Origin of the sequence: Corallococcus sp. 4LFB, assembly GCF_046520365.1 — a bacterium.
Lineage (GTDB): Bacteria > Myxococcota > Myxococcia > Myxococcales > Myxococcaceae > Corallococcus > Corallococcus caeni.
Map to the genome: position 1 here is coordinate 1 of NZ_JBKGHJ010000291.1, position 11,010 is coordinate 11,010.

Annotated in this window: 10 protein-coding genes and 2 pseudogenes; 6 read left to right on the top strand and 6 right to left on the bottom strand. The window is 70.1% G+C overall.

The features are described 5' to 3' along the window. From ACLEQD_RS26865 to ACLEQD_RS26885, 5 genes and pseudogenes are all read right to left on the bottom strand, one after another. Window positions 1-224: pseudogene (locus ACLEQD_RS26865) on the bottom strand (hypothetical protein); the annotation flags it as partial. A 32-nt stretch (window positions 225-256) separates the two neighbouring features. Further along, a complete protein-coding gene (locus tag ACLEQD_RS26870) occupies window positions 257-1,357 on the bottom strand; it encodes a hypothetical protein (protein ID WP_410387802.1) in 1,101 nt (366 codons plus the stop codon). Beyond that, window positions 1,354-2,601, bottom strand: coding sequence for a glycosyltransferase (locus ACLEQD_RS26875; protein ID WP_410387803.1), 1,248 nt, complete (start codon window positions 2,599-2,601; stop codon window positions 1,354-1,356). Before ACLEQD_RS26875 ends, ACLEQD_RS26870 begins: the two co-directional genes overlap by 4 nt. Before the next feature lie 319 nt (window positions 2,602-2,920). Next, window positions 2,921-3,433 (bottom strand): hypothetical protein, encoded by a 513-nt coding sequence (locus ACLEQD_RS26880; RefSeq protein ID WP_410387804.1) that lies wholly within the window; start codon window positions 3,431-3,433, stop codon window positions 2,921-2,923. 67 nt (window positions 3,434-3,500) lie between these two features. Further along, a complete protein-coding gene (locus ACLEQD_RS26885) occupies window positions 3,501-4,706 on the bottom strand; it encodes a phosphatase domain-containing protein (RefSeq protein ID WP_410387805.1) in 1,206 nt (401 codons plus the stop codon). Between the two features lie 105 nt (window positions 4,707-4,811). Between ACLEQD_RS26885 and ACLEQD_RS26890 the strand changes: the two genes are divergently transcribed. Further along, the gene (locus ACLEQD_RS26890; protein WP_410387806.1) at window positions 4,812-5,594 is read left to right on the top strand and encodes a 4'-phosphopantetheinyl transferase family protein; all 783 of its coding nucleotides are present in this window, start codon (window positions 4,812-4,814) and stop codon (window positions 5,592-5,594) included. Here the strand turns inward: ACLEQD_RS26890 and ACLEQD_RS26895 are convergent. Continuing rightward, a complete protein-coding gene (locus tag ACLEQD_RS26895; RefSeq protein ID WP_410387807.1) occupies window positions 5,591-6,364 on the bottom strand; it encodes a thioesterase II family protein in 774 nt (257 codons plus the stop codon). The two genes, ACLEQD_RS26890 and ACLEQD_RS26895, sit on opposite strands and share 4 nt — an antisense overlap. 234 nt (window positions 6,365-6,598) lie before the next feature. Between ACLEQD_RS26895 and cysD the strand changes: the two genes are divergently transcribed. The 5 genes and pseudogenes from cysD to ACLEQD_RS26920 all read left to right on the top strand — a co-directional run. Beyond that, the gene (gene cysD, locus ACLEQD_RS26900; RefSeq protein ID WP_410387808.1) at window positions 6,599-7,504 is read left to right on the top strand and encodes a sulfate adenylyltransferase subunit CysD; all 906 of its coding nucleotides are present in this window, start codon (window positions 6,599-6,601) and stop codon (window positions 7,502-7,504) included. Between the two features lie 32 nt (window positions 7,505-7,536). Further along, window positions 7,537-8,768 (top strand): annotated as a pseudogene (locus tag ACLEQD_RS26905) (sulfate adenylyltransferase subunit 1). An 11-nt stretch (window positions 8,769-8,779) separates the two neighbouring features. After that, entirely contained in the window at window positions 8,780-9,340 is a 561-nt protein-coding gene (gene cysC, locus ACLEQD_RS26910) for an adenylyl-sulfate kinase (protein WP_410387809.1), read from the top strand. Window positions 9,341-9,469: 129 nt separating this feature from the next. Next, window positions 9,470-10,540 (top strand): 4-hydroxyphenylpyruvate dioxygenase, encoded by a 1,071-nt coding sequence (hppD, locus tag ACLEQD_RS26915; RefSeq protein WP_410387810.1) that lies wholly within the window; start codon window positions 9,470-9,472, stop codon window positions 10,538-10,540. Then, window positions 10,537-11,010 (top strand): alpha-hydroxy acid oxidase (locus tag ACLEQD_RS26920; RefSeq protein ID WP_410387811.1); only part of this gene is annotated, 474 nt, incomplete at its 3' end. The genes hppD and ACLEQD_RS26920, both read left to right, overlap by 4 nt.

Sequence of the window (11,010 nt, forward strand, 5' to 3'; positions counted from 1 at the left end):
TTCGTCCGAGCCGCCATCGCGTCGCCGCGTTGACCGCGCCCACGCTGGCGAACACCTCCGGCGCAGCTCCAGCGCGCCTCCGCGCGCGCGGTGCCGCGCACGCGCTCGCAGTAGCCCTTCGCGAGGTCCGCCTGGGCCCGCACCGCCCCCGTCTCTTCCGCCGGGGCCATGCCCGCCCACACCCCGAGCCCCAGCAGGGCTCCTCTCGCGAGGCTCGTCCGCATCCTCCGCTTCCTTTCCTGTTCCAAGATGGGGCTCACAGCATCAGCGGGGGACGGCCCAGGTGAAGCAGCGGCTCGCGCGCGCTCGGCGCGTCCCGAAGCTGGAGTTCCACCATCACGCCTCGCAAGTGGTACTGGCGGATGGGGTGCTGCTGGGAGACCTCCCCCTCCAGCACCGGCCCCACCACGCCCACCTCGCGGCACCACAGGATCTTCAGCGCGCAGGTGTAGAGCGGGGTGCCGGCCCGGGCGTTGGACAGGTTCTCGTAGGGCACGAAGGCCACCGTGAGGTTCTGCTCCAGCGCCTTCAAGTACGGCGAGCCGTGCACCACCTGGAGCAGCTGGTTGAAGCGGCGGATGCGCTCGTCCAGCGCGTGCACGTCCGCCTCCAGGCTCTTGCGCTGCGCCTCCGCCCGGGCCATCGCCAGCACCGACTGCGTGTACTCACGCTCCAGGAGCAGCGTGTCGGTGGTCAGCCCCTCGGGGGCGTCGTCGCGGCCCAGGCCGTTCTCCGCGGCGCTGAGCCCCTGGCTCTCGCGCCGCAGCGTGTCCAGGCGCATGTCCAGGTCCACCGTCTCCTGGGCCAGGGACAGGTTGCTCTGCGCCATCTGCGCCAGGTGGTGGTTGGTGGTGAGCACGTCCTCGCGCTCCAGCAGCTTCGCGCCGTAGAGCGCGCTCGTGCGCGTGCGCGCCAGGCCGCTGAACGCGCGGTTGGCTTCGGCGATCTCCCCGCCCGCGCGCAGGTACTCCTGGCGCAGCGCGGACAGCCGCTTCGCCAGCCGGTCGCGGGAGCGCTTCTCGCCCTTCAGCGCCACGACGAAGCGCTGCTGGAAGGACCGCTCCGTGGCCACGGTGCGCTCGGCCTCCTGGAGCCGGTCGGAGGCCTCGCGCCGCCTGGCCAGCAGCCCGTCCCGCTCCGACTCCTGCTGCGCCGCCTGCGCGTTGAGCGCCAGGACGTTGGGGTCGGTGGGCGACAGGATGGTGGGCGTCACCCAGCTGCTGTTCGCGAGGAAGAAGCCCTGCACCGCCAGGAACGACAGCAGGCCCAGGAGGATCAGCGCCAGCAGCACCGACCCCATGAACTTGTAGGCGGACACCGCGACGGAGTTGAGCCGGTTGGCGACCTGCTGGTTCATGACGGGGTTCCCTCGCCTGCGGAGTTGGAGGTGAGCTTCACGGGGGCAGGGGAGGGGGCCTGGGCCGGCGTCGGGCTGCCGCGCGTCTCCCAGCTCCCGGAGTCGAGCGTCAGCAGGGCCAGCGGCGTGAAGAGCGCGTACGTCACCGGCATGAGCAGCGCCATGGGCAGGAAGCTCACCGCGGGCACGCGCCGGTCCTCGGGCAGGTAGCGCGTCTCCATCCGGTAGATGAAGCCCAAGAGGCCAATCACCAGGAAGTGGAACGCGAGGATGTCCCAGAACTCGCCGTTGAGCATGTTGTGGACGATGACCACCGGGTACGCGAGCAGCAGCGCCAGCTGCGACACGTAGTGCACGGTGATGACCGGGTGCAGCCGCCACGCGTGCGACAGGCCGCAGAGGAGGTCCACCAGGTTGGAGCGCCGCCAGCGCAGCTGCTGGCTGAAGTAGCCCGCGAGCGTGGACGGCGCGGCGGTGAAGCAGTACGCGTCCAGCGTGTAGACCGTTTCATATTCGTGCTTGACGATCTGCCGCGTGAGGAAGCGGTCCTCGCCGTACTTGATGGGGATGCCCGCGATGGCGCGCGCCTCCAGGATGGGCTCCAGTTCCAGCAGCACCGAGCGGCGGTAGGCCGTGAGGCAGCCGGACAGGCACATCACCTGGCGGAACGAGCGCTCCAGGTCCTTCAGCCACTTCTGGGCGAAGTGGAACTTGATTTCGATCATCCGCGTCAGCCAGTTCTGGTGACGGTTGATGACGAAGGTGCGGCCGCCCACCGCGGCGACGTTCGGGTGCACGAAGCGGCGGATGAGCTGGCGCACGGCGCTCTTCTCCACCACCACGTCGGAGTCCACGGAGACGATGATCTCCGCGCCCTCCGCGGCGCGGACGCCCCGGTTGATGCCCTTGCGCTTGCCCATGTTCTCCGGGTTGCGCATCACCCGGACGTTGGGGTGCCCTTCCGCGGCCTTGGTGGCCCACGCGACGCTGTCGTCGCGCGAGCAGTCATCCACGACGATGATCTCCGTCAGCTCGCGCGGGTAGTCCTGCTCCAGCAGCGCGCGGACGGTGTGGTAGATGCCCTGGCCTTCGTTGAACAGCGGAACGACGATGGCGACCTTCGGGCGGTAGGTGTCGTCCACCCGCTCGAACCGCCGCCCCTTCAGCCGCCTCAGGAAGGGGCCCAGGATGTAGCGGTTCATCAACACGACGATGAACAGCAAATGAATGGGAAACAGTTCCATCGGCCCCGCGCGCCCCTTCACGCCCCGGAAGGGCCCCGGGTACCTCCCGGAGCCCTTCCTTCCGTCCCCAAGACGGCCGCTCCACCCCTGTGAAGCGCACGGAAGGTTGGGGTGTCTCGCACGTCCCGCCAACTGTCCGGGACCGGTGGGCCGGGGGCTGTCAGGGAGGCTTCATCGCGCCCCGACCGCGCGGGCCGGCGGCCTCAGGTGCCGGTGATGTCCAGGCAGAAGGAGCACTTCACCTGCGTGTCCTCTGGAATGGGGAAGGTGCAGGTGCCCGGCTTCATCGTGAAGGTGGACTCGCCCGTCAGCGTCGCGGTCAGGCGCCCTCGAGCTTGATGCGCACGCCGGTGAAGTAGGGCTCGGAGGAATCCGCGCAGCGCCGGGTGTAGTTGGCGTTGAAGGTCAGCTCGACCTTGCCGTCCACGGGGGCGCGTTCGCCGGAGCCGTCGTTGATGGCGAGCTCGATGGTGCAGCTGGACTGCTGCTCATCGTGCGGAGGGACGACCAGGCGACACGAGCCCGGGTTCAGAGCAAAGGTGGACGAGCCCGTCATGGTCGCGGTCAGGTCGCATTCAAGAGGCTTGATGGAGACGCGCAGCTTGTCCCGCGAGCCCGAGTCCACGGCCAGCACGACCGAGGCCTGGCCGGGAAGAAGCGCTTCGTCCGCCGGCTGCGCGCCGGCCATCATCATCGTGACGGGATAGCTGCCCGCGACATTGTAGCGCGTGTCCTGGGTCTCCCCGGGATTGAGGGTCTCTTCCTCCGCTCCGCACGCGGTGCAGAGGAGGCCGACGACAGCGGCGGACATCAGGGTCAGCGGACGGGACATGGGGCGACACTCCTTCGTTGCGTGAGGATGTGGGCCGCGCCTCGTGACGAGCCGCGGCGGTTGATGTTCAGGCGGTCAATGCCCGGGGCAGCGCCGAGACCCGCGTCAGGTCGCGCGCGAGCTCCGCTTCCCGTTCCTGACGTTGGGCAGGGGAGGTGAAGGCAATCGCCGCCAGGGACTCCGTCGCGGCGGCGGAGATGCGGTCCACGCCGTCGCGGGAGATGACGCCCGCGTGGAACGCGTCCACCGCCGCGCCCACGTACGTGTCGAAGAAGAAGACGTGCTTCGCGCGCCATTCGTCGCGCTTCGACTGCGGCGTCGCCACCACGTCGTGGATGAACACGGCGCGCACCGCCTGGGGCAGGGCCTCACGCATCCTCGCGCCGAACTCCACGTCACCCTGGCCGCTGTCGCCCACGAAGACGAAGCCGTACTCGGGGAAGAGGCGCGCGTACTGTTCGAAGTTCTCGAACTTCTTCTGCGCGATGCGCGTGTTGCCCAGCAGGTAGAAGAAGCTGCCGGACAGCATCACCGCCAGCGGCACGCCGCGCTGGCTCAGCGAGTCCAGCGTCGCGTTCTCGATGAGGCCCAGCGGGTCCTGCGGACGGGCGCTCACGAACACGAGGTCGCCCGCGCGGCCCGGGATGATGCCCGGGCCCCGGTCCAGCTCCTGGTAGAACGCGAGCACGCCCGGGTACACCGTCTTCTTCGGGTAGCGCGGGTCCACCCAGTTGGCGAAGAACGTGTCGTCGATGTCGCTCAGGACCTTGTTCTCCCCGCTGGGGAACGCCTGCGCCTCGCGCTGGAAGTGGGCGAGCAGCTCCGCGCGCACCGCGGCGTCGTCCACGTCGTCGAACACCAGCTTGTGCAGGTCGTGGTACTCGCCGCCTGCTTCCAGCAGGTTCTTGAACCCGGTCAGCTCGCGGCCCTTCAGCCCCAGGAACAGGTCGCGCAGCCTTCCTTCCGCCTGCGCGCGCGTGGCGCCCTTCTGGAGCGCGGTGGCCAGCGACGCGCGCACGGGCAGGGACAGCTCCGCCGCGCGGCGCCTGCACAAGAGGTCCAGGAGCTCGGTGTGATGGTCGGGGCCGATGAGCCGGTCGTCCAGGTCCGACAAGAGCCGCACCAGGTCCACGTTGGACAGCAGGAAGTTCAGCTCCTCGCGGGTGGCGCCCTCCAGCAGGTCCAGGATGCGGCGCTCGTCGTCCCGGTCCGTGTGGCCGGTCATGTCCCGGCGCAGCGCCTGGAGCTTCGTCGTCGCGGTGGACAGGTCCATGATGTTCCCCCCCTTGCTGCCGTTGGGCGGTGCAGCCTACGCGCCCGGCGTCAGGCCGGACCAGCCCCCGTGACAGGCGCGGCGGTTCCTGATTGCCTGGGTGACATGACGCCGTCCCCTCCCTCCACGCCCCTCGACCTGCGCCCCGACGAGGTCCACGTCTGGCTCGTCGAACCCGAGCGTATTGAAGACCCGCGCCTGCTGGAGGCCTACAAGGCCCTGCTGGACCCAGGCGAGCGCGAGCGGCAGCGGCGCTTCCACTTCGAGCGCCACCAGCGCCAGTACCTCGTGTCGCACGCGCTGGTGCGGCTGACCCTGTCCCGCTACGCCCCCGTCGCGCCGGAGGCCTGGCGCTTCGTCCCCAACGAGTACGGCCGCCCCGCCATCGTCGGGCCGGTGGGCCAGTGGCTGCGCTTCAACCTGAGCCACACCGACGGCATGGCCCTGGTCGCGGTGGGCCGGGACGTGGACCTGGGCGCGGACATCGAGGACGCGGAGCGGCCGGGCGAGACGGTGGAGATCGCCGACCACTACTTCGCGAAGACGGAGGTGCAGGCCCTGCGCTCGCTGCCGAAGGAGCACCAGCGGGCGCGCTTCTTCGAGTACTGGACCCTGAAGGAGGCCTACATCAAGGCGCGCGGCGCGGGCCTGTCCCTGCCGTTGGATCAGTTCGCCTTCGACCTGGTGCCGGGCCAGATGCCCGGCATCGCCTTCGACCCGCGGATGAACGACCTGCCGGACGTGTGGCAGTTCATGCAGCACAAGCCGTCCGCCCGGCACCAGGCGGCGGTGGCCTTCCGCAGGCCCCGGGGCGGGGCGCTCTCCGTGCGGTGGCAGCACACCGTGCCGCTGTCCGGGGACATGGCCCCGGTCATCAAGACGGCTTAAGGCTGCGCCGTCATCCAGCGCGTCAGGTCCTCGCGCACGGCCGCCAGCACCTGCGGCCCGTGCGAGCGGATGAAGAAGTGGCCGCCGTCGAAGTGCCGGATGCGCACGTCGGCCGTGGACTCCGCGCGCCAGTGCTCCATCAGGTCCAGCCCCACGTGCTTGTCCCCCTTGCCCGCGTACACGGACAGCGGGAGGTCCAGCGGGGCCGGGTCCTGGCCGTTCTCCGACCAGGCCAGCCCGAAGTCCGCGCGCAGCGTGGGGAGGATGAGCTCCAGCAGCTCCTTGTGCTGGAGGACCTCCTCCGGCGTGCCGTCGTACTCGCGCAGCTTCGCGATGAAGCCCGCGTCATCCAGCGTGTGGATGGGCTCCCGCTCGTTGTGCGACGGCGGAGGCGCCGCCGCCGCGATGAAGCCCAGCGGCTTCGGGCCGCCCTGGCGCTTCAGCGTGCGGGCCACCTCCAGGCCGATGCGCGCCCCCATGCTGTAGCCGAACAGGGCGAAGGGCCGGTCCATCAGCGGCGTCAGCGCCGGCATCAGCACGTCCAGCAGCTCCGGCAGGGACTTGAGCGCGGGCTCCATCAGGCGCCGCTCGCGCCCGGGCAGCTGCACCGCGCACAGCTCCACCCCCGTGGGCAGCGCCATGCTCCAGGGCGTGTAGATGGCCGCGCTGCCGCCGGCGAACGGCAGACAGAACAGGCGCAAGCGCGGCTCCGGAAGCGGCTTGCGGGACGGGAACCAGCGATCGAGGACGGGAGAGGAGGCGCTTGCCATGGCGCGGCCGTCTATACCATGTGCCCCCCGCGGGGAACGTCCTCCCGCACGCGCGGTGAGACCGTGGGACACGCACCGGCAGTGGGCCCGTGAAACATCCGTCCCAGCAGGTCGGACGCCCATGTTTCACCGCCCCCTCCCGCATGTCGCATCCGCCGTGTGTCACCGCCGGGGACGCGGAAACCTTCATGGCCACGGTTGGGCGCGGGGAGGGTTGTGGTAGCTTGCCTCGCCGTGAGCTACGAGCTTTCACATCTTGAGGCGCTGGAAGCCGAGTCCATCTTCATCATTCGGGAAGTCGCGGCGGAGCTGGACCGGCCGGTACTGCTCTTCTCGGGTGGCAAGGACTCCGCGGTGATGTTGCACCTGGCGGTCAAGGCCTTCTGGCCCGCGCCGCTGCCGTTTCCGCTGATGCACGTGGACACGGGGCACAACTTCCCGGAGGTCATCCAGTATCGCGACGAACGGGTGGCGGAGCTGGGCGCGCGGCTCATCGTCGCGTCCGTGCAGGAGGCCATCGACGCGGGCAAGGTGACGGAGGAGAAGGGGCCTCGCGCGTCCCGCAACCGCCTGCAGACGCAGCCCTTGCTGGAGGCCATCGAGAAGAACGGCTTCAACGCCGTCTTCGGCGGCGCCCGGCGCGACGAGGAGAAGGCCCGCGCGAAGGAGCGCGTGTATTCCTTCCGCGACGAGTTCGGCCAGTGGGACCCGAAGAACCAGCGGCCGGAGCTGTGGGCGCTCTACAACGGCCGCCACCGCCGGGGGGAGCACCTGCGCGTCTTCCCCCTGTCCAACTGGACCGAGCTGGACATCTGGCAGTACATCGGCCGGGAGAACGTGGCGCTGCCGTCCATCTACTACACGCACCGGCGCGAGGTGTTCCGCCGGGACGGGATGCTGATGGCCTGGTCGCCCTTCATGTCCATGCTCCCCGGCGAGACGGTGACGACGGAGACGGTGCGCTTTCGCACCGTGGGCGACATGACGTGCACCGCGTGCGTGCCGTCCACCGCGTCCACCGTGGAGGAGGTCATCACGGAGGTGACGGCCTCCCGCGTGACGGAGCGTGGCGCCAGCCGCGCGGACGACAAGTTCTCTGAGACGGCGATGGAAGACCGCAAGCGCGAGGGATACTTCTAGTGGAACTGCTGAGATTCGCGACCGCGGGCTCCGTGGATGACGGCAAGAGCACCCTCATCGGGCGGCTGTTGTACGACACGAAGTCCATCCTCGAGGACCAGCTCGCCGCGGTGGAGCGCACGAGCAACGCCCGGGGCGACGAGTACGTCAACCTGGCGCTGCTCCTGGACGGCCTGAAGGCCGAGCGCGAGCAGGGCATCACCATCGACGTGGCGTACCGCTACTTCTCCACGGTGAAGCGCAAGTTCATCATCGCGGACACGCCCGGACACCTGCAGTACACGCGCAACATGGTGACGGGCGCGTCCACGGCGGACCTGGCGCTCATCCTGGTGGACGCGCGCAAGGGCGTGCTGGAGCAGACGCGCCGCCACGCGTTCATCGCGTCGCTGTTGCGCGTGCCGCACCTGGTGCTGTGCGTGAACAAGATGGACCTGGTGGACTACGACCAGGGCATCTTCGACCGCATCCGGGAGGAGTTCCGCCAGTTCTCCATGAAGCTGGACGTGACGGACCTGTCGTTCATCCCCATCTCCGCGCTGGGCGGGGACAACGTGGTGACGCGCTCGGAGAAGATGCCCTGGTACCAGGGCCCCACGCTCCTGCACCACCTGGAGAACGTGCACATCGCGTCCGACCGCGACCTCATCCACCTGCGCTTCCCGGTGCAGGGGGTCATCCGGCCGGCTTCCGCGAAGAAGTTCCACGACTACCGCGCGTACTCCGGGCAGCTTCTGGGCGGCGTGATGCGCCCGGGCGACGAGGTGATGGTGATGCCGTCCGGCTTCACCACGCGCATCAAGTCGCTGGAGCTCGCCGGCAAGCCGATGACGGAGGCGTTCCCGCCCATGTCGGTGAACGTGTCGCTGGAGGAGGAGCTGGACATCAGCCGCGGCGACATGCTGTGCCGGCCGGGCAACCCGCCCACCGCGAGCCAGGACATCGACGCGATGGTGTGCTGGCTGTCGGACTCGGCGCAGCTCAACAGCGGCTCGCGGCTGGCCATCAAGCACACCACGCGCATGGCGCGCGCCATGGTGAAGCAGCTGCACTACCGGCTGGACGTCAACACGCTGCACCGCGACGACCAGAGCCCGGGCCTCAAGCTCAACGAGGTGGGCCGGGTGACGCTGCGCACGACGTGCCGCTCTTCTTCGACGAGTACCGGCGCAACCGCAGCACCGGCAGCTTCATCCTCATCGACGAGGGCACCAACGCCACCGTGGGCGCGGGGATGATCAACGGCCCCGCCGTGGACAGGTAGAGGGAATGGCGATGCATCAGCGTCCGGGCTTCATCCTCTGGTTCACCGGCATGTCCGGCGCGGGCAAGAGCACGCTGTCCGCCGCGGTGGCGCGGCAGCTGTCACCCGTGCAGCGCGTGGAGCTGCTCGACGGGGACGAGGTGCGCACGTACCTGTCCCGCGGCCTGGGCTTCAGCCGCGCGGACCGCGAGGAGAACGTCCGGCGCATCGGCTACGTGGCGCGCGTGCTGGCCAAGCACGAGGTGGGCGTCATCACCGCGGCCATCTCGCCGTACAAGAGCTCCCGGGACGAGGTGCGCGCCCTGGCCACCCAGGCCGGCATCCCGTTCCTGGAGGTCTACGTCCAGGCCAGCCTGGACGCGCTCATCGCCCGCGACGTGAAGGGGCTCTACAAGAAGGCCCTGGCCGGGGAGATCCCCCACTTCACCGGCGTGTCGGACCCGTACGAGCCGCCCGAGTCCCCTGAAGTCACCGTCCGCTCCGACGCGGAGACGGTGGAGGCCGGCCTGGAGCGCATCCTCGACACGCTGAGGGACCGCGGGCTGCTGGCCCCCGCCGCGAGCGCCGCCTAGCCCGCCCTCCGGCCGGCCCGGGAGGCGACACCGGACAACTCCAGGACGGATGAAGAAAGGGGGATCCCGCTGTCCCCTGAATCATTTACCATCCAAGGAGTTTTGACTTCACCGGAACGGGCCCAACTCATGTTTTTCGAGGATATCGAGTACGTCGAGCTGTGCGTCGCCGACGTCTCGAGCGCAGCGGGCTTCTACTCGGACCGCATGGGCTTCCGCCGCGTCGCGGAAGGGGGCCCGGAGACGGGGCTCGCGGGCCGGCGCTCCGTGTTGTTGCAGCAGGGCACGCTGCGGCTGCTGCTCACGCAGGGGCTGACCGCGGACGACGTGGCCGCTGGCTTCGTGGAGCGGCACGGCGACGGCGTGCGGGACATCGCGCTGCGCACGAAGGACGCGGTGGGCGCCTTCGGCCACGTCACCCAGCGCGGGGCCCGGCCCCTGCGCGAGCCGGTGAAGGGGTTGGACGGGGAGGGGCGGAGCATGCACCAGGCCACCGTGGCGACAGTGGGGGACCTGGTGCACTCGTTCATCCAGTCCGACGCGGCGGTGGGCGCGTTCCTGCCGCCGGGCCTGGTGCCGTGCGAGGCCGTGGGGGCGCTGCCGCCGGCGCCGTTCTCCGGGTTGGATCACCTGGCCATCTGCCTGGAGCCGGGCACGCTGGACGCGACGGTGCGCTTCTACCAGCACGTCTTCGGCTTCCATCAGTCCCACGAGGAGATCGTCCACACGCGCCAGAGCGGGATGAACTCCAAGGTGGTGCAGAGCCCGTCCACGCGCATCATCCTGCCGCTCCAGGAGCCGCTGTCCGCGGAGAACCCCGGGCAGATTGGCGAGTTCCTGCGCCGCAACGGCGGCCCGGGCGTGCAGCACATCGCGCTGCTGACGGCGGACATCGTGGGGGTGGTGCGCGAGCTGCGGCGGCACACGCGGTTCCTGGAGATTCCGGCGCCGTACTACGAGCGGCTGGAGGCGCGGCTGGGGGCGCTCGACTTCGACCTGGTGCCCCTGCGCGAGCTGGGCATCCTGGTGGACCGCGACGCGTGGGGCACGCTGCTGCAGACGTTCACCCGCTCCGAGCACCCGAAGCAGACGCTCTTCTTCGAGGTCATCCAGCGCCAGGAGGCCCGGGGCTTCGGCGGCGCCAACATCCGCGCCCTCTTCGAGGCGGTGGAGCGCGACTACGCCCGGGCGCAGGCGTGACGGCCCCCGCCGCGCGCCCCCTCTGCCTGGACGCGTACGAAGACCAGGCCCGCGCGCGGCTGCCCGCGGACGTCTTCGACTACGTGTTCGGCGGCAGCGACGACGAGTGCTCGCTGCGCGACAGCCGGCGGGCCTTCGACGCGTGGTGGCTGCGCCCCAGCGTGCTGGTGGACGTGGCCCGCTGCGACACCTCCGTGGAGCTGCTGGGCACGCGCCTTTCGCACCCGCTGGGCGTGGCGCCCATGGCGTACCAGGCCCTGGCCCATCCGGACGGCGAGGTGGCCACCGCGAGGGCGGCCGGGGCGCTGGGCGGGCTGATGGTGGTGAGCACCATGGCCAGCCGCACGCTGGAGGACGTGGCCGCCGCCGCGACGGGGCCGCTCTGGTTCCAGGTGTACTGCTTCCGCGAGCGCGCGGTGACGACGGCGCTCATCCGCCGCGCGGAGGCCGCGGGCTACCAGGCGCTGGTG

Excerpts from the sequence above, each read along its gene's own strand:
- ACLEQD_RS26885 (WP_410387805.1), bottom strand. The coding sequence starts at position 4,706 with ATGGACCTGTCCACCGCGACGACGAAGCTCCAGGCGCTGCGCCGGGAC.
- cysC (WP_410387809.1), top strand. The coding sequence starts at position 8,780 with ATGCATCAGCGTCCGGGCTTCATCCTCTGGTTCACCGGCATGTCCGGC.
- ACLEQD_RS26870 (WP_410387802.1), bottom strand. The coding sequence starts at position 1,357 with ATGAACCAGCAGGTCGCCAACCGGCTCAACTCCGTCGCGGTGTCCGCC.
- ACLEQD_RS26875 (WP_410387803.1), bottom strand. The coding sequence starts at position 2,601 with ATGGAACTGTTTCCCATTCATTTGCTGTTCATCGTCGTGTTGATGAAC.
- hppD (WP_410387810.1), top strand. The coding sequence starts at position 9,470 with ATGTTTTTCGAGGATATCGAGTACGTCGAGCTGTGCGTCGCCGACGTC.
- ACLEQD_RS26895 (WP_410387807.1), bottom strand. The coding sequence starts at position 6,364 with ATGGCAAGCGCCTCCTCTCCCGTCCTCGATCGCTGGTTCCCGTCCCGC.
- ACLEQD_RS26890 (WP_410387806.1), top strand. The coding sequence starts at position 4,812 with ATGACGCCGTCCCCTCCCTCCACGCCCCTCGACCTGCGCCCCGACGAG.
- ACLEQD_RS26880 (WP_410387804.1), bottom strand. The coding sequence starts at position 3,433 with ATGTCCCGTCCGCTGACCCTGATGTCCGCCGCTGTCGTCGGCCTCCTC.